This is a genomic window from Bradyrhizobium sp. i1.15.2, from assembly GCF_040548425.1.
In the GTDB taxonomy this organism is placed as follows: domain Bacteria; phylum Pseudomonadota; class Alphaproteobacteria; order Rhizobiales; family Xanthobacteraceae; genus Bradyrhizobium; species Bradyrhizobium canariense.
Genome location: NZ_JBEPRQ010000006.1, coordinates 277,206 through 294,011, shown reverse-complemented (window position 1 = coordinate 294,011; position 16,806 = coordinate 277,206). Strand labels below are relative to the sequence as shown.

The 16,806-nt window shown below is 63.4% G+C and carries 15 protein-coding genes; 11 read left to right on the top strand and 4 right to left on the bottom strand.

Annotation, left to right across the window (positions count from 1 at the left end; all coding sequences use genetic code 11):
* Window positions 1-18 precede the first annotated feature (18 nt).
* Together ABIB80_RS14535 and ABIB80_RS14530 are read left to right on the top strand one after the other, a co-directional pair.
* Window positions 19-534, top strand: coding sequence for a TRAP transporter small permease (locus ABIB80_RS14535; RefSeq protein ID WP_007593965.1), 516 nt, complete (start codon window positions 19-21; stop codon window positions 532-534).
* On the top strand, window positions 531-1,850 hold the full coding sequence (locus ABIB80_RS14530; protein WP_007593964.1) for a TRAP transporter large permease: 1,320 nt from the start codon (window positions 531-533) through the stop codon (window positions 1,848-1,850). The genes ABIB80_RS14535 and ABIB80_RS14530 overlap by 4 nt, the downstream gene beginning before the upstream one ends.
* Before the next feature lie 48 nt (window positions 1,851-1,898).
* On the opposite strand, the gene ABIB80_RS14525 is transcribed toward ABIB80_RS14530, so the two are convergent.
* On the bottom strand, window positions 1,899-3,173 hold the full coding sequence (locus ABIB80_RS14525; protein ID WP_354127758.1) for a serine hydrolase domain-containing protein: 1,275 nt from the start codon (window positions 3,171-3,173) through the stop codon (window positions 1,899-1,901).
* A 171-nt stretch (window positions 3,174-3,344) separates the two neighbouring features.
* On the opposite strand from ABIB80_RS14525, the gene ABIB80_RS14520 reads away from it, so the two are divergent.
* Window positions 3,345-4,262: an intradiol ring-cleavage dioxygenase gene (locus ABIB80_RS14520; protein ID WP_007593962.1), complete on the top strand. Its 918-nt coding sequence runs from the start codon at window positions 3,345-3,347 to the stop codon at window positions 4,260-4,262.
* A gap of 30 nt (window positions 4,263-4,292) precedes the next feature.
* On the opposite strand, the gene ABIB80_RS14515 is transcribed toward ABIB80_RS14520, so the two are convergent.
* Window positions 4,293-5,186 carry a LysR family transcriptional regulator gene (locus ABIB80_RS14515; protein ID WP_354127757.1) on the bottom strand — a complete coding sequence of 298 codons (894 nt, stop codon included), beginning with the start codon at window positions 5,184-5,186 and terminating at the stop codon, window positions 4,293-4,295.
* A gap of 104 nt (window positions 5,187-5,290) precedes the next feature.
* Here ABIB80_RS14515 and ABIB80_RS14510 point away from each other — a divergent pair, with 104 nt between their 5' ends.
* A complete protein-coding gene (locus ABIB80_RS14510) occupies window positions 5,291-6,160 on the top strand; it encodes an SDR family oxidoreductase (protein ID WP_219682736.1) in 870 nt (289 codons plus the stop codon).
* Between the two features lie 42 nt (window positions 6,161-6,202).
* The gene (locus ABIB80_RS14505; protein WP_354127756.1) at window positions 6,203-6,877 is read left to right on the top strand and encodes an NAD(P)-dependent oxidoreductase; all 675 of its coding nucleotides are present in this window, start codon (window positions 6,203-6,205) and stop codon (window positions 6,875-6,877) included.
* A gap of 24 nt (window positions 6,878-6,901) precedes the next feature.
* Here the strand turns inward: ABIB80_RS14505 and ABIB80_RS14500 are convergent, their stop codons facing one another.
* Both ABIB80_RS14500 and ABIB80_RS14495 read right to left on the bottom strand, forming a co-directional pair.
* A complete protein-coding gene (locus tag ABIB80_RS14500; protein ID WP_354127755.1) occupies window positions 6,902-8,638 on the bottom strand; it encodes a bifunctional protein-serine/threonine kinase/phosphatase in 1,737 nt (578 codons plus the stop codon).
* 61 nt (window positions 8,639-8,699) lie between these two features.
* Window positions 8,700-9,539 carry a formate/nitrite transporter family protein gene (locus ABIB80_RS14495; protein WP_007593957.1) on the bottom strand — a complete coding sequence of 280 codons (840 nt, stop codon included), beginning with the start codon at window positions 9,537-9,539 and terminating at the stop codon, window positions 8,700-8,702.
* Window positions 9,540-10,207: 668 nt separating this feature from the next.
* On the opposite strand from ABIB80_RS14495, the gene ABIB80_RS14490 reads away from it, so the two are divergent.
* From ABIB80_RS14490 to ABIB80_RS14465, 6 genes are all read left to right on the top strand, one after another.
* Window positions 10,208-11,527 carry a CmpA/NrtA family ABC transporter substrate-binding protein gene (locus ABIB80_RS14490; protein WP_354127754.1) on the top strand — a complete coding sequence of 440 codons (1,320 nt, stop codon included), beginning with the start codon at window positions 10,208-10,210 and terminating at the stop codon, window positions 11,525-11,527.
* Between the two features lie 60 nt (window positions 11,528-11,587).
* Window positions 11,588-12,484: a nitrate ABC transporter permease gene (ntrB, locus tag ABIB80_RS14485; RefSeq protein WP_007593954.1), complete on the top strand. Its 897-nt coding sequence runs from the start codon at window positions 11,588-11,590 to the stop codon at window positions 12,482-12,484.
* Between the two features lie 11 nt (window positions 12,485-12,495).
* A complete protein-coding gene (locus ABIB80_RS14480; protein ID WP_007593952.1) occupies window positions 12,496-13,290 on the top strand; it encodes an ABC transporter ATP-binding protein in 795 nt (264 codons plus the stop codon).
* A gap of 338 nt (window positions 13,291-13,628) precedes the next feature.
* On the top strand, window positions 13,629-15,020 hold the full coding sequence (locus ABIB80_RS14475; protein WP_354127753.1) for an MFS transporter: 1,392 nt from the start codon (window positions 13,629-13,631) through the stop codon (window positions 15,018-15,020).
* Between the two features lie 119 nt (window positions 15,021-15,139).
* Window positions 15,140-15,568: a globin family protein gene (locus tag ABIB80_RS14470; protein ID WP_354127752.1), complete on the top strand. Its 429-nt coding sequence runs from the start codon at window positions 15,140-15,142 to the stop codon at window positions 15,566-15,568.
* 10 nt (window positions 15,569-15,578) lie between these two features.
* Window positions 15,579-16,796: an NAD(P)/FAD-dependent oxidoreductase gene (locus ABIB80_RS14465; protein WP_007593947.1), complete on the top strand. Its 1,218-nt coding sequence runs from the start codon at window positions 15,579-15,581 to the stop codon at window positions 16,794-16,796.
* The last annotated feature ends 10 nt before the right edge of the window (window positions 16,797-16,806 follow it).

Sequence of the window (16,806 nt, the reverse complement as noted above, 5' to 3'; positions counted from 1 at the left end):
TGATCCCCCGGAGTCGTAATGACCGAAATATCGATGCCGCCGAACCCGTCGCCATGGCGCCGAGCAACGGCGGCCTATGCAAAACTGCTGGAAATCCTGCTCGCCGCCTCTGTCGGCCTTCTGGTCATTCCAGTCACGTTGCAGATCATCTCGCGCTACACGCCTTTGATTCCGTCCTACATCTGGACCGAGGAGATGGCGCGGTTCATGTTCATCTGGACGATCATGATCGGTGCCATGGTCGGCATCAGAGAGTCGCAGCATTTTGAAGTCGACGTCTGGCCTGACCTGTCACGCCGAAGCGAAGCCTTGGTGCGGATTCTTGCGCGGCTCGGCGTGCTGGTGCTGGCGCTGGTGTTCGTATCCGCCGGCATCGAGTTCACCCGCTTTGCCTGGAACAGAACTTCGGAGCTGGCCGATCTGCCGCTTTGGCTGATCCACGTCGCCTGGCCGGTTGCCGGCGTGACCTGGATCGTGTTCGCCGGTGAACAGATTGTCGACGAGATCCGGATTCTGGTTGGGGCAAATCAATGAGCGGCAATGTTCTTTCTGCCGGGCAGGCCGCGATGGTCCTGTTCGGTACTTTCGTTGGCCTGCTCATCATACGCGTGCCGGTCGCCTTCGCGCTTGGTCTGGCCTGCGTGCCGATCCTGCTGATCGAACCGCATCTGTCGCTGATGACGCTCGCGCAGGAAACCTTCAACGCCTACAATTCGTTCATCCTGCTGGCGGTGCCGTTCTTCCTGCTCACCGCCAATTTGATGAGCATTGGCGGCATCACCGATCGCCTGGTGGCGTTGTCGCGCTCGATGGTCGGGCACTGGCCGGGGTCGCTGGCGCAAATCAACGTCGTGCTGTCGGTGTTCTTTGCCGGCATCTCCGGCTCCTCCACCGCGGACGCGGCGAGCCAGTCCAAGATATTCATCGATGCCCAGACCAAAGAGGGTTACGACCTCTCGTTCTCCATCGCCATTACAGCGGTGTCGGCCGTGCTCGCCGTCATTATCCCGCCCTCGATCCTGATGATCGTGTGGGGCGGACTGATCTCGACTTCGATCGCCGCGATGTATCTCGCGGGCATCGTGCCGGGCTTGCTGATCGCCGGCGCGCAGATGGCAACAGTGCATGTCTATGCCGTGCGGCGTGGTTATCCGACCTATCCGAAGGACACCTGGAGGGAGATGTGCTGCGCCATCTGGCGCTCGATACCGGCGCTGCTGACGCCGTTCATCATCGTCGGCGGCATCCTGCTGGGGTGGTTCACCGCGACCGAATCCGCCTGCGTCGCGGTGCTTTATTCCGTGGCGCTATCGACATTCTTTTACCGTGAAACCGGCGCGCGCGAACTCTACAAAGCTTTGCTCGACACCGGCCGTCTCGCGGGTGTCGCGCTGTTCTGCGTGGGCACCGCCAGCGCGTTCGGCTGGCTGCTGGCCTACTACAGGATTCCGCAGGAATTGCTGGCCAACGTCTCGACCTGGGGCATGGGTGCGATCGGGGCCGGCTTCTTCATCGCGTTCTGCTTTCTGGTGGTGGGCTGCTTCCTCGACGCCATTCCGGCGATCATCATCGTCGGCACCGTTCTCGAACCGCTGGCGAAATCGGTGGACCTTCATCCGGTGCAGTTTGCGATCATATCGATCGTCTCGCTGGCCTTCGGGCTGGTGACGCCGCCCTATGGCCTGTGCCTGATGATCGCCTGCTCGATCGCCGGGGTGCGGTTGCGCTATGCGCTCAAGGACACGGTGATCATGCTGATTCCGATGCTGCTCGTGCTGGCGGCGGTCATCATCTGGCCGAGCGTTTCGCTGTTCCTGCCGCGCCTGATCGTGCCGGAGATGTTGAAATGAACGGGGCTTGATCCCGCGGTTCTGATGCCGCGGGACCGGTGATTTTGTCTAGAGATTGCTCTCGGTGATCGCGGCGTAGACCATGCTGCGCAGCTCGCGCCGGAGCGGATAGGCGCTGGACGGCAGCACCTGCGTCATGAAGATGGTGATCAGCTCCTCGGCCGGATCGATCCAGAACGAGGTCGTGGCCGCGCCGCCCCAATTGTATTCACCGGGGCTGCCGGCGACCAGTGTCTCGGCCGGGCGCATGGTCACGGCGAAGCCGAGGCCGAAGCCGATGCCGTTATATGTCGCTTCGGAGAACAGCGAGCGCGACACCTCGGGGAGGAAGCGGCCGCCCGGAATGTGGTTGGTCGTCATGAGCGCCAGTGTCTTCGGCCCGATCAACCTGACGCCGCCGAGCTCGCCGCCGTTGAGCAGCGCACGGCAGAAGGTGAGATAGTCGGCCGTCGTCGAGCACAGCCCGCCGCCGCCCGAGATGAAGGAGGGCGGCGACAGGAACGAGCTCTTGGTTGGATCGTCCTGCAATGTCAGTCCCTCGCGCCGCTGGCCGGCATGGAAGGTCATGCCGCCACCCGGGTCGGCCGAGTAACAGGCAGCGAACCGGTGGGCCTTGGAAGCAGGCACGTGGAAATCAGTGTCGGTCATGCCGAGTGGATCGAGGATGCGTTGTTTCAGGAACTGCTCGAAGGGGATCCCGGAGATCTTGCCGACGAGGTAACCGATCACGTCGGTCGAAACCGAGTAGTTCCAGGCCTCGCCCGGCGAGAACTCCAGCGGGATTTTCGCGAGGCTCTCGATCATGGTCTGCAGCGTGCCTGATTTCTCGACCTCGCCGATCTTTTCAGCGCGGTAGGCGGCATCGACATTCGAGCGCTGCTGGAAGCCATAGGTGAGGCCGGAGGTGTGGCGCAGGAGGTCGACGATCAGCATCGGGCGCGACGGCGGCCGGGTCAGGAAGGACGGCGCGGTGCCGGCGACGAACACGCCGAGATCCTTCCATTCCGGAATGTACTTGGCGACCGGCTCATCGATCGCGACGAGGCCTTGCTCGACCAGCATCATGAAGGCGACGCTGGTGAGCGGCTTGGTCATGGAATAGATGCGGTAGATGGTGTCGTCCTTGACCGGCGCCTTGCGCTCGATATCGGCAAAGCCCTGCAGAGAGCTGTGGGCGACCTTGCCACGGCGATAGACCAGGAGATGCGTGCCCGGGAAGCGGCCGGCATCGATGTACCGGCTCTTCAGATGCGCATTGACGCGGTCGAGTGCCGCCTTGGACATGCCGACGGATTCGGGCGAGGCGGGGGTGGGGGCGAGCATCAGTTCCTCCGGGCAGCTTTGTCCGACGTTGATAGCCGATATGGCGGTCTCATTCCAAGCCGGTCGCGCTTAACGCCGGCCGGCTGTTTGGTGTAGGCTTCGCCTTGGAACGCCTCCAAGCAGCCCAAAAGATCCCCAACGGGCCAATGAGAAAACGCAGGCAAACGCACCATGACCCAGTTCAACGAGACCGAACTCACTGAAGCCGTCGTCCGGAGCTTTGACCAGACACCCGACCCGCGCGCGAAATTCCTGCTCCAGGAACTGGTGAAGTCGCTGCACGATTACGTGAGCAAGACCGGCCTCACCTTTGAGGAGTGGGAATACGCCATCGATTTCCTGACCCGCACCGGCCAGAAATGCACGGACACCCGGCAGGAATTCATCCTCCTGTCCGACGTGCTCGGCGTCTCCATGTTGGTCGACGCGGTCAACCATCGCGAGCGCGAGGGCGCTACCCAGACCACCGTGCTCGGGCCGTTCTATGTCGGCGAGCACAAGGTGACGGCGCACGGCACCGACATCTCTCCGAACAATCAGACCGGCGAACGGATGTTCGTGCAGAGCCGTGTCACCGATCTCAAGGGCAAGCCGCTCGCGAATGTCCCCGTTGACGTCTGGCACGCCGACGATGACGGCTTCTACGACTCGCAGAAGCCGAACTATGATGAGGTCGGCGCCTCGGCGCGGGCGCGCTTCATCACCGATAGCGATGGCCGCTTTTTCTTCCGCACCATCCTGCCTTGCAGCTACCCGATCCCGACTGACGGCCCGGTCGGCGAGATGATCGTGCAGACCAACCGCCACCCGATGCGCCCGGCGCATGTGCACTTCCTGGTCAATGCCAAGGGCTACGAGCCGCTGATCACCCACGTCTTTATGGACGGCGACAAATATCTGGATTCCGACGTGGTGTTCGGCGTGAAGGACGACCTCGTCGCCAAGGTCGAGCCGCGCAGCGACCCGGAGATGCCCGACGGCTCCAGGGCAAGCGGGCAGTGGCACCTGATGACCTACGAATTCCACCTCAAGCCCGGCGGCGGCATGGCGCCCAAGCCGCTGGGGATGAAGGCGGAGGAGCCGGCCTGACCGTCAGGCGCGAGAGCGCGCGCCGCCCTCTCATCTCCCGATGAAGGCCGCCAACTCGTCGGGCGTCCCCATCGGAAAGGCTTCTTTCATGAAGTCGAGGAAGGCGGACACGCGCGCGCTCAGGAGCCGGCGCGATGGATAGAGCGTCCACAATGCGATCTCCGGTCCGTCGATGTCGCCCCAAAGCACCAGCGTGCCGGCAGCCAGGTCGTGACCGACCAGCGACACCGGAAGGCGCGCGGCGCCGACGCCCGCCCGGACCGCATCGCGGACCATGACGAGCGATGACAGGCGAAGGACCGGATCAATCGCGATGCGCGATCTTCCGCTTGGCACGGTGACTTCCCAGCTTGTCAGCTGATCGCCCGCGCCGCGCATGACAGCCGGCACAGCGATACCGTCCCTCGGTGGTTTCAGGTCCGGGCTCGCCACCACCACCAGCCGATCGCGCAAGAAGATTCGTCCGACCAGGTTTTCATCCGGATCGGGATTGACTCGGATCACCAGATCATACCCTTCCTCCACCATGTCGACGGAGCGATCTTCCGTCGTGACCTCAAGACGGATCTCCGGATATCTGAGCGCGAACCCGGCCGCGAGATTTCCCATTGCAGTCTGCGAGAACAGCATAGGCGCGCTGATCCGCAAGCGCCCGCGCGGCCTGTCTCCACCCGAGGCGATCGCTGTCGCCGTCTCGTCGAGCTCGGTGAGCAAGGCCCCCGTCCGCTCGTAAAGGGCGCGTCCTTCCTGCGTGAGTTTCAGGGTGCGCGCTCCCCGTTCGAACAGGCGCAGGTCGAGCGCGGCTTCCAGCTCCGCGACCCGCCGGGACAGGGTGGCTTTCGGGCGGCCGGCGGCCCGTGCGGCCCGTCCGAACCCGCCGTGCCGGGCGACGAGATTGAAATCGGCGAGTGCGAGCAGGTCCATTGTTCCACCAGTGAGACAGTCTGTCCAGATATAGCGGCTATCGGTCCGAATGTGGATCAGTAATTTCCGGGATGTCTTCTGACCCCAACCCCGGAGTGATCCCCATGACCATCCTCGTTACCGGCGCAACCGGCACCGTCGGCCGCCATGTCGTCGAACAGCTCGTCAAGCGCGGCGCCGATGTCCGCGCTCTTGCCCGCGATCCTGCCAAGGCAAACCTCCCGGCAGGCGTCACCGTCGTGCAGGGCGATCTGCTCGACGTCGACTCGATCCGCAGCGCATTCAAGGGCGTCTCGACCCTGTTCCTGCTCAATGCAGTGGTGCCGGATGAATTCACGCAGGCACTGATCGCGCTCAACGTCGCCCGCGAGGCTGGCGTCGAGCGGGTCGTCTACCTCTCGGTGATCCACAGCGATCGCTACGTGAACGTCCCGCACTTTGCCGGCAAGTTCGGCGTCGAGCGGATGATCGAGCAGATGGGCTTCAACGCCACCATCCTGCGCCCGGCGTACTTCATGAACAACGACGTCACGATCAAGGACGTGGTGACCGGATACGGCATCTATCCGATGCCGATCGGGAGCAGGGGGCTCGCCATGATCGATGTACGCGACATCGGCGAGATCGCGGCCCTTGAGCTCATCCGTCGTGAGCGCGCCGCAACACCGCTTCCGCTCGCGCGCATCAATCTCGTCGGTCCTGATACGCTGACCGGCGCGAAAGCCGCCGCCGTCTGGTCGGAGGTGCTGGGCCGCACGATCGCCTATCCCGGTGACGATACCGCCGGCTTCGAGAAGAACCTCAGGCAGTTCATGCCGAGCTGGATGGCTTATGACATGCGGCTGATGAGCGAGCGTTTCCTCACCGAGGGAATGGTCCCCGAGGCCGGCGACGTCGAGCGTCTGACCGCGCTGTTGGGCCGTCCCCTGCGCTCCTATCGCGACTTCGTCTCCGAGATCACGGCCACTGCCTGACGGCAGGGGCACGTCCCCATCACGACAACGAGGACTCCTATCATGACCTCTTCAATCGCCACTGTTCCGGAGAATCCGGAAGGCGCAACGAAGATATTGGTGCTTGGAGCGACCGGTGCCACCGGTCGCCTGATCGTCAACCAGGCGGCGGCGCGGGGCTACGACGTCACCGTGCTGGTGCGCTCCGCCGGCAAGGCAAGTGACATCACGGGGGCGAAGCTCATCGTCGGAGATGCCCGCGATGAAACAGCCCTGCGCGAAGCCCTCAAAGGCCGTGAGGCCGTAGTCAGCGCGCTGGGTACACCGGTAAGCCCGTTCCGCGAGGTGACGCTGCTCTCGACCGCGACGCGCGCGCTCGTGAGCGCGATGAAGGCCGAGCAGGTCTCGCGGCTGGTTTGCATCACGGGAATGGGCGCCGGCGACAGTGCCGGGCACGGCGGCTTTGTCGCCGACAACGTGATCTTTCCGCTTCTCCTGAAGAAGGTGTACGCCGACAAGAACCGGCAGGAGGCGATCGTCAGAGACAGCGGGCTGGACTGGGTCCTGGTTCGCCCCTCGATCCTCAATAACAAGCCCGGCCGCGGCTCGGTCCGGGCGCTGACGGATCTTTCGGGCTTCCATGGTGGCAGCATCGCGCGCGAGGACGTTGCTACATTCGTGCTGGATCAAGTGCGCGCCGATACCTGGCTGCATCGGTCTCCGCTGATCACGTGGTGACGCTTTGCGTGGCTAAACCCCTGATCAGCGCGCGTGCAACATCGCAAGCAGGACCACGACGACGCACGCGAGCGCCGCCGTGGTCAATTTCCAGAACATCAGCGGGCTGCGCTCTAGAAGCGGCGTGATCCGCGTGTCGAGATAGGCCGGATTGGGCGTGCGAAGCTCAAAGACGAATTCGGACAGATCCTCGTGCCGCTTGTAGGGATCCGGATGGAGCGCACGTCTGAGCGCGCCGTCGACCCAGGCAGGCACGTTGCTGTCGTCGTCGGCCGGGCGATATTTGAGCCTCCGCACGTCCGCCTTGCGCCGGATCCTGGCGATTTGCGTGCCATAGGGAAGCTTTCCCGTCAGCATCTGGTAGCAGATCACGGCCAGCGAAAACATGTCGGAGCGCGGCGAACCGACTTGCCCAAGAAAATATTCCGGCGCCGTGTACTGGACCGTTCCCAAAATTTCGTCGGCCTCGTCCTGTGGCGCTGCCTCCGCGACGCCTGCCACCTTCACCGATCCGAAGTCGATGATCTTCGCGGTGCCGGTCTTGTCGATCAGGATGTTGTCGGGCCGGAGGTCCTGATGCAGCATTTCCATGCGGTGGAAGGCGCGCAGGCCCGCGGCGACCTGCTCAACCAGTCCGCGGACGGTTTCGAGATCAGGGCGTGGATTGTCCGTCATCCATTGCCGCAAGGTCTGACCTTCGACGAATTCGGTCGCGACATAGAGATAGCCACGCCGTTTCGACTGCGACAACGGCTTCAGCACATGCGGGCTGTCGATCCGGCGCGCGATCCACTCTTCCATCAGGAAGCGCTTCAGGTAGGCGGCATTGTCGCGCAGATCGATCGACGGAAGCTTCAGCGCGACCGGCTCCTCGGTCGCCGCGTCGACAGCAAGGTAAATATGGCTGCGGCTGCTGGCGTGGATTTCGCGGACGATCCTGTAGCCGTCGAAGATGGCCCGCGGCTCCGGCAGCGGAGGAAGCGGCAGCTGGGAGGTCTGGTTGAAGATGCCGGCCGGCTCGCGCTGCGGGACGGCATCGACGCGGAGGATCTGGACCGTGATGTTGTCGTCGCTGCCGCGCCGATAGGCTTCCTCGACGATCGCCTTCGCCGCTCCGTCGAGCTCGGCTGCATGCTCGCTGAGCGCGTTCGTGATGAAACGCGCGTCGACGAATTCATAGGCGCCGTCGGTCGCCAGCAGGAAGGTGTCGCCAGTCTCGATCTCGAAACTCTGGTAGTCGATTTCGAGTTGCGGATTGATGCCGAGCGCACGGCCGAGATAGGTCTGCTCCGAGGACACAATGATCCGGTGATCGTCGGTCAGCTGCTCGAGCGCCTTGCCCGCCACGCGGTAGACGCGACAGTCGCCGACGTGGAAGATGTGCGCGGTGGTCGCCTTGATGACCATGGCGCTCAGCGTGCAGACATAACCCTTGTCGCGGTCATAGGCATATTGGCTCTTGCGCGTCTGCGCGTGCAGCCAGGAATTGGTCGCATCCAGCACGCGGCGGGCGGAGGTCTTCACCGTCCAGGATTCCGACGTGCAGTAATAGTCCATCAGGAAGCTCTTGACCGCCGACTCGCTGGCGATCTGGCTCACCGTGCTGCTGGAGATGCCGTCGGCGAGGACGGCCGCAATGCCCTTCAGGCTGAGCATCGGCTCGTCCGGGACGAGGACGCCGTGAAAGTCCTGGTTGATGGGCTTGCGACCCTTGTCGGAATGCTGGCCGACCGAGATCTGAAGTCCGCGGGTCATCGTCATCACCGGCAAAGGGGAGCCTCACCCTGATCGGGCGAGGCTCTCCTGTCGAGACGTTGTTTGCTCAGGCCGCGACGCGGGGCGACGAGGCCTTGCCCGCCTGGCGCTTCGGCTGGGTCAAGACGTGCGTGGCGTAGAGGGTCATGCCGGTGAAGGCGAGGCCGCCGACGAGATTGCCGAGCACGGTCGGGATCTCGTTCCAGATCAGATAGTCCATGATCGAGAATTTCGCGTGCAGCATCAGGCCGGAGGGGAACAGGAACATGTTCACGACGGAATGCTCGAACACCATGTAGAAGAACACCAGGATCGGCATCCACATCGCGATGACCTTGCCGGGGACCGAGGTGGAGATCATGGCGCCGACGACGCCGGTCGAGACCATCCAGTTGCAGAGCATTCCGCGGATGAACAGCGTCGCCATGCCGGCCGCGCCGTGCGCGGCGTAGCCGAGCGTGCGGCCTTCGCCGATATTGCCGATCGCCGTGCCGACCTTGTCCGGATCCTGGGTGAAGCCGAAAGTCGTGACGAAGGCCATCATGAAGGCCACCGTCAGGGCGCCGGCGAAATTGCCGACGAAGACCAGGCCCCAGTTGCGCAGCACGCCGCCGAAGGTGACGCCGGGGCGCTTGTCGATCAGGGCGAGCGGGGAGAGCACAAACACACCGGTCAGGAGGTCGAAGCCCAGCAGATAGAGCATGACGAAGCCGACCGGGAACAGCAGCGCGCCGATCAGCGGCTGCCCCGTGTTCACGTTGATCGTGACGGCGAACCATGCCGCGAGCGCCAGGATAGCTCCGGCCATGTAGGCCCGGATGATGGTATCCCGGGTGGACATGAAGACTTTGGACTCGCCCGCATCCACCATCTTGGTGACGAATTCCGAAGGCGCGAGATACGACATCAATGGTTCCTTTGCTTCCTGGTGAGATCGACACACTCTGCGTGAGCGCGACTGAACATCATTGGCCGTGCGGGCTGGTTGCCGCGCGTAAGCCGGAGAGATTTGGAAGCTCTGGGAATCGCGTCACGAGGATGAAGCCGGGAGGGCCGCGAAGCAGGTGAGCTTCCGTGCTGCAGCCGCCTGAGGCTGCAGCATTGCGGTCGAGCCGCAGTCTTCGTTGACGCGAACTCAGATGCAAGTTGCGTGCCGTGCGCCTGGCCTATAAGAACCCAGCGATATCAAGAAGATACGACTTTTCCTGACCGGCTTTTGCGGGCCGAGTGGCCTGTTGCTTAAGCGGCTGCACAAGACTTGTGCGCCGCACAAATGTTGGGCAGGCCGCAAATTTCACGAGCGGGACAGGCCTGCGACAGACTAGCGCGGCCTACATAAGCTATTGATATCGATTTGTTTTCGGCTGCGTCACGCTTGGCATGAAGCTTGAATAGTTCCAAGCCGACGCCATTGAAGCCGTCCCGCGAGACTTCTCATCCGAATTGCCGACGCCACCAGACGGGGGTCTCCCCGTCGCGCGTTCGCATGCGCTGCTTCAGGCGTCGCCGGACGGACGGGCTGCTCGTGTGCACTGACGCCATCATTCTGCAACGACGCAAAGGACGATACCGCCTATGACCAAGCGCACCCGCCGGCCGTCGGACACTGGCCTTAGCCGCCGTCAATTGTTGAAGGCCGCCGGCTCGACCGCCGCACTTCTGGCCGCCGTAAAACTGAATTTCCCCGCCGGCGCCTTCGCGCAGGACGCAGGCCCCGAGGTCAAGGGCGCCAAGCTCGGCTTCATCGCGCTGAGCGATGCCGGCCCGTTGTTCGTCGCCAAGGACAAGGGCCTGTTCGCCAAATACGGCATGCCTGACACCGACGTGCAGAAGCAGGCCTCCTGGGGCACCACGCGCGACAATCTCGTGCTCGGCTCCGAAGGCAACGGCATCGACGGGGCGCATATTCTGACCCCGATGCCGTATCTGATCTCGGCCGGCAAGGTGACGCAGAACAACCAGCCAACGCCGATGTACATCCTGGCGCGGCTCAATCTCGACAGCCAGTGCATCTCCGTCGCCAGCGAATATGCCGACCTCAAGCTCGGTGTCGATGCGTCCACCTTCAAGGCGGCCCTGGAGAAGAAGAAGGCTTCCGGCAAGCCCGTGAAGGCGGCGATGACCTTCCCCGGCGGCACGCACGACCTCTGGCTCCGCTATTGGCTTGCCGCCGGCGGCATCGATCCGGACAAGGACATCGAGACCATCGTGGTGCCGCCTGCGCAGATGGTGGCCAACATGAAGGTCGGCACGATGGACTGCTTCTGCGTCGGCGAGCCCTGGAATCTGCAGCTGATCCACCAGAACATCGGCTATACCGCGATCACGACCGGCGAGCTCTGGAACAAGCACCCGGAAAAATCCTTCGGCATGCGCGCCGCCTTCGTCGATAAATACCCGAAGGCCGCGAAGGCGCTGCTGATGGCGGTGATGGAAGCGCAGCAGTGGTCCGACAAGGCCGAGAACAAGGCCGAGCTTGCTGCCATCATGGGCAAGCGGCAGTGGATGAACTGCCCTGTCGAAGACGTGCTCGACCGCACCGCCGGCAAGTTCGACTACGGCCTTCCGGGAAAGGTGGTCGAGAATTCGCCGCACATCATGAAGTATTGGCGCGACTTCGCCTCTTATCCGTTCCAGAGCCACGATCTCTGGTTCCTCACCGAGGACATTCGCTGGGGCAAATACGAGGCGAATTTCGACACCAAGGCGCTGATTGCCAAGGTCAACCGCGAAGACATGTGGCGCGAGGCGGCCAAGACGCTCGGCATCGCAAGCGCCGAGATCCCGACCTCCACCTCGCGCGGCAAGGAGACCTTCTTCGACGGCAAGGTGTTCGATCCGGAAAATCCGGCTGCCTATCTGAAGTCGCTCGCGATCAAGCGCGTCGAAGTCTGATGGAGCCAGCGGCCGCCTCCGGGCGGCCGCATCGCCTTTTGCAGCCGGAGAAATATTGCGATGAACATGCCCGCCACCAAGATCGAGGTTGAGACCGCGAAGCCCGCGAGCGCTGCCGCGCCGGTCGTCGCGATGACACCGAAGCGGCCGCCGCGTTCGGAGACTTACGCGCGGATGGCGCGGGAGACCGCCGTGCGCGTCATCCCGCCGCTGGTCGTGATCGCGCTCTTGCTTCTGGTGTGGGAGCTGGTCTGCCGCCGCGCCGGCTCGGCACTGCCGCCGCCGTCGAAGGTGTTCAAGGACACGAAGGAGCTGATCCTCGATCCGTTCTTCGATCACGGCGGCATCGATAAGGGGCTGTTCTGGCACCTCTCCGCTAGCCTCCAACGCGTCGCCTTCGGCTATTCGCTCTCGGCGATTGCCGGCATCGCGCTCGGCGTGCTGGTCGGGCAATCGGTCTGGGCGATGCGTGGGCTCGATCCGCTGTTCCAGGTCTTGCGCACGATCCCGCCGCTGGCCTGGCTGCCGCTGTCGCTCGCCGCGTTCCGCGACGGCCAGCCCTCGGCGATCTTCGTCATCTTCATCACCTCGATCTGGCCGATCATCATCAACACCGCGGTCGGCATCCGCAACATCCCGCAGGATTATCGCAACGTCGCCGCGGTGGTGCAGCTTAACCCGCTCGAATTCTTCGCCAAGATCATGATTCCGGCCGCCGCGCCCTACATCTTCACGGGGCTTCGCATCGGCATCGGTTTGTCCTGGCTCGCGATCGTCGCCGCGGAAATGCTGATCGGCGGCGTCGGCATCGGCTTCTTCATCTGGGATGCCTGGAATTCCTCACATATCAGCGAGATCATCCTGGCGCTGTTCTATGTCGGCATCATCGGCTTCGTGCTCGACCGCCTGATCGCGGGCGCCGGCAAGATTGTCACCCGCGGCACCGCGCTGAACTGAAGGGGAAGCACATGACCGCTTATCTGAAGCTCGACCACATCGACAAGATTTTTACCCGCGGCGCGGCCTCCACCGAGGTGCTGAAGGATATCAATCTCACCATCGAGAAGGGCGAATACGTCTCGATCATCGGCCATTCCGGTTGCGGCAAGTCGACCCTGCTCAACATCATCGCAGGCCTGACCAACGCCACCACCGGCGGCGTGCTGCTCGAAAACCGCGAGGTGAACTCGCCGGGGCCGGATCGCGCGGTGGTGTTCCAGAACCACAGCCTGTTGCCGTGGCTGACCGTGTACGAGAACGTCAGGCTCGGCGTCGACAAGGTCTTCGCCAAGACCAAGAAGCGCGCCGAACGCGACGCCTGGGTCATGCACAATCTCAACCTCGTGCAGATGGCCCATGCCAAGGACAAACGGCCCTCGGAAATCTCCGGCGGCATGAAGCAGCGCGTCGGCATTGCCCGCGCGCTGGCCATGGAGCCGAAAGTGTTGCTGCTCGACGAGCCTTTCGGCGCACTCGACGCACTGACCCGCGCGCATTTGCAGGATTCGGTGATGGCGCTGCATCAGAAGCTCGGCAACACAATTTTGATGATCACCCACGACGTCGACGAGGCGGTGCTGCTGTCCGACCGCATCGTCATGATGACGAACGGGCCGAGCGCGCGCATCGGCGAGGTGCTGGAGGTGCCGCTGGCGCGCCCGCGCAAGCGGCTCGAGCTCGCGACCAACACCACTTACTTGAAGTGCCGGCAGCGCGTGCTCGAATTCCTCTATGAGCGTCATCGCTTCGTCGAGGCCGCGTAAACGCGTCACCAACAGGTGCTGACGCAACGCCTAATTTTGAATCATCAAGCTCAATCCTTGTGCGCCGCACAGGGATTGAGCGAATCGCAAAATTTGCGTGCGAAATAGTCCTGCCAAAATTCGGAGCACTCCGAACAAGCTCCTGAATTTCCTGCGTTTCCGGAATGCGCGCAGTTGGCACGGAAATTGAAACACCAACCGCGACGCCAACGACGACGTCCCTCAACATCATCAATCAGCATCGTAACTCGCCACCGGGGTGAAGCCTCGGAGCGCGCCTCCGTGGCCGGAGGCTGAGCCTGCAACGACGCAGCGGTGAGCCTGGAAGGGATTTTGCAATGACGAAGAGTCCGACTGGTAATCAGACTTGGATTTCAGACTGGCGCCCCGAAGATGAGGCGTTCTGGAATGCGGGCGGCAAGACTATCGCGCGACGCAACCTGATCTGGTCGATCGTGGCCGAACATATCGGCTTCTCGGTCTGGCTGATCTGGAGCATCGTCACCACCAAACTGCCGCAGGCGGGCTTCCACTACACCACCGACCAGCTGTTCCAGCTCGTCGCTGTGCCCGGACTGATCGGCGCGTTGATGCGCTTTCCCTACACCTTCGCGGTGACGACCTTCGGCGGCCGCAACTGGACCATCTTCAGTGCGGCGATCCTGTTCATTCCGACGCTCTCGCTGGCCTATTTCGTCGGTCAGCCCGGCACGCCGTTCTGGCTGATGCTGCTGATTGCTTCGACCGCCGGTCTCGGCGGCGGCAATTTTGCCTCCAGCATGACCAACATCTCGTTCTTCTTCCCCGACCGGATGAAGGGCTGGGCGCTGGGACTGAATGCAGCCGGCGGCAATATCGGCGTCTCCAGCGTGCAGCTCCTGACCCCGATCCTGATGACGCTCGCCGTCATCAATCTGTTCCAGGCAACGCCTGTCGATGGTGTCTTTCTTCAGAATGCCGGCCTGATGTGGGTGCTGCCGATCGCGATCGCGGTCTTCGGCGCGGTGTTCTTCATGAACAACCTGACCACGGCCAAGTCGTCGATCAAGAACCAGCTCGCCGTGGTCAAACGCAAGCACACCTGGATCATGGCGTATCTCTATATCGGCACGTTCGGCTCCTTCATCGGCTACTCGGCGGCATTTCCGCTGCTGATCAAGACCCAGTTCCCGCAAGTCACGATTGCGATCGCGTTCCTGGGACCGCTGGTCGGTTCGTTGTCGCGGCCGCTCGGCGGCTGGCTTGCCGACAGGATCGGCGGCTCGGTGATCACGTTCTGGAATTTCATCGTGATGGCAGGCGCCACGATCGGCGTGCTCTATTTCGTCGGGCACAAGGATTTCATCGGCTTCCTGTCGATGTTCCTGGTCCTGTTCGTGACGACGGGAATCGGCAACGGTTCGACCTACCGCATGATCCCCTCGATCTTCCGCGAGCAGAATTTGTTCAGGGTGCGCGGCAAGGGCGATGCGGAGCGCGCGCTCGCCTTGAAGACGGCGAGCATCGAGAGCGGTGCCGCGGTCGGCTTCATCGGCGCGGTCGGCGCAGTCGGCGGCTATCTGATCCCGACCGGATTCGGCAAGTCGATCGCGCTGACCGGCGGCCCGCAGCTCGCGCTCGCGATCTATCTCGGCTTCTACGCCTCCTGTCTCGCGCTGACCTGGTGGTTCTATCTGCGTCGCAGCCCGCAAGGTGAGGGCGCCTCAAGCCTCGCCGGCGCGCGAGTTTAACACTTGGTACGAATCTCGCTTCTCCCCGTACGCGGGGAGAAGCATTGCCCGACAGTTTGACAATGAACCTGGTTCGCAATGGCGCGCACCAAGGCAAACCCAACAGGCAGGAGAACATCATGACGCCAGAACAGATCACCCTCGTCCAACAGAGCTTTGCCAAGGTCGCGCCGATTTCCGCGCAGGCCGCGGTGCTGTTCTACGATCGCCTGTTCGAGGTGGCGCCGTCCGTGCGCGCGATGTTTCCCGAGGACATGACCGAGCAGCGCAAGAAGCTGATGAGCATGCTCGCCGCCGTCGTCGGCGGTCTGTCGAACCTGGACTCGATTCTTCCCGCGGCCTCCGCGCTTGCGAAGCGTCACGTCGCCTACGGCGCCAAGGCCGAGCACTACCCGGTGGTCGGCGCGACCTTGCTGTGGACCCTGGAGAAGGGCCTCGGCGAAGCCTGGACGCCCGAACTGGCTACCGCCTGGACCGACGCCTACGGCGTATTGTCCGGCTACATGATTTCCGAGGCCTACGGCGCACAGCCGCAGGCCGCCGAATAGGAGATGCGTTGTGAGTGAACCGCTGGTCATCGTCGGTAACGGTATGGCGGCCGCGCGTCTGGTCGACGAGCTCGCCAAGACCTCGCTCGGCCGCTACGCGGTCGCCGTGATCGGCGAAGAGCCGCGGCTCGCTTACAACCGCGTTCTGCTCTCCTCCGTGCTGGCCGGCGAGACCGGCTCGCACGAGATCGAGCTCCGGCCCGCCGACTGGTGGCGCCATCGCGGCGTCACGGTGCGCTACGGCTATCGCGTCACCGAGATCGACACCGGCCGACGCGAGCTCAAGATCGAAGGCGAAGAGAGTATGGAATACTCCAAGCTCGTGCTCGCCGTCGGCTCGACGCCGCTGCGGCTCAACGTGCCCGGCGCCGACCTTTCCGGCGTGCACACCTTTCGCGACACCCGCGACGTCGATCTGCTGCTGACGCTCGCTGCCGCCAGGAAGCGCGTCGTCGTGGTCGGCGGCGGTCTGCTCGGACTCGAAGCGGCTTACGGCCTCGCCAAGGCCGGAGCGCCCGTGACGCTGCTGCACCTGATGGACCGGCTGATGGAGCGCCAGCTCGATGCCCCCGCCGCCGACCTGCTCAAGACACTGGTCGAGCGCAAGGGCATTCGCATCCTGCTCAATGCATCCACAGCCCGCATCCATGGCGAGGGTCATGTCGAAGCGGTCGAGCTTGCCGACGGCAGCCGCATCGAGGCCGATGCCGTGATCTTCGCCGCCGGCATCAGGCCCAACATTGCGCTGGCAAAGGACGCCGGCATCGCCGTCAATCGCGGCATCGTCGTCAACGATGAGATGCAGACGGCGTCACCAGATATCTACGCGCTCGGCGAATGCGCCGAGCATCGCGGCATCTGCTACGGCCTGGTCGAACCCGCCTACGAGCAGGCACGCGTGCTGGCGCGACACCTTGCCGGCCGTCCCGCGGCCTATCAGGGCAGCGTGGTCTCGACCAATCTGAAGGTGTCGGGCGTCAGCGTGTTCTCCGCCGGTGACTTCATGGGCGGGGAGGGCAGCGAGAGCCTCGTGCTGTCAGACCGCAGGCGCGGCACTTACAAGAAGCTCGTCATCGCCGCGGGCCGGCTCACCGGCGCTCTGCTGATCGGCGATACCGTCGATGCGCTCTGGTATCTCGAACTGATCCGCAATCGCGAAAAGGTGGCGGCCATCCGCGCCGACATGATATTCGGCCGCGCGCTCGCGCGTCCCTCCAAAGCGGCTTGATAGAGGCGGC

Excerpts from the sequence above, each read along its gene's own strand:
- ABIB80_RS14535 (WP_007593965.1), top strand. The coding sequence starts at position 19 with ATGACCGAAATATCGATGCCGCCGAACCCGTCGCCATGGCGCCGAGCA.
- ABIB80_RS14530 (WP_007593964.1), top strand. The coding sequence starts at position 531 with ATGAGCGGCAATGTTCTTTCTGCCGGGCAGGCCGCGATGGTCCTGTTC.
- ABIB80_RS14525 (WP_354127758.1), bottom strand. The coding sequence starts at position 3,173 with ATGCTCGCCCCCACCCCCGCCTCGCCCGAATCCGTCGGCATGTCCAAG.
- ABIB80_RS14520 (WP_007593962.1), top strand. The coding sequence starts at position 3,345 with ATGACCCAGTTCAACGAGACCGAACTCACTGAAGCCGTCGTCCGGAGC.
- ABIB80_RS14515 (WP_354127757.1), bottom strand. The coding sequence starts at position 5,186 with ATGGACCTGCTCGCACTCGCCGATTTCAATCTCGTCGCCCGGCACGGC.
- ABIB80_RS14510 (WP_219682736.1), top strand. The coding sequence starts at position 5,291 with ATGACCATCCTCGTTACCGGCGCAACCGGCACCGTCGGCCGCCATGTC.
- ABIB80_RS14505 (WP_354127756.1), top strand. The coding sequence starts at position 6,203 with ATGACCTCTTCAATCGCCACTGTTCCGGAGAATCCGGAAGGCGCAACG.
- ABIB80_RS14500 (WP_354127755.1), bottom strand. The coding sequence starts at position 8,638 with ATGACGATGACCCGCGGACTTCAGATCTCGGTCGGCCAGCATTCCGAC.
- ABIB80_RS14495 (WP_007593957.1), bottom strand. The coding sequence starts at position 9,539 with ATGTCGTATCTCGCGCCTTCGGAATTCGTCACCAAGATGGTGGATGCG.
- ABIB80_RS14490 (WP_354127754.1), top strand. The coding sequence starts at position 10,208 with ATGACCAAGCGCACCCGCCGGCCGTCGGACACTGGCCTTAGCCGCCGT.
- ntrB (WP_007593954.1), top strand. The coding sequence starts at position 11,588 with ATGAACATGCCCGCCACCAAGATCGAGGTTGAGACCGCGAAGCCCGCG.
- ABIB80_RS14480 (WP_007593952.1), top strand. The coding sequence starts at position 12,496 with ATGACCGCTTATCTGAAGCTCGACCACATCGACAAGATTTTTACCCGC.
- ABIB80_RS14475 (WP_354127753.1), top strand. The coding sequence starts at position 13,629 with ATGACGAAGAGTCCGACTGGTAATCAGACTTGGATTTCAGACTGGCGC.
- ABIB80_RS14470 (WP_354127752.1), top strand. The coding sequence starts at position 15,140 with ATGACGCCAGAACAGATCACCCTCGTCCAACAGAGCTTTGCCAAGGTC.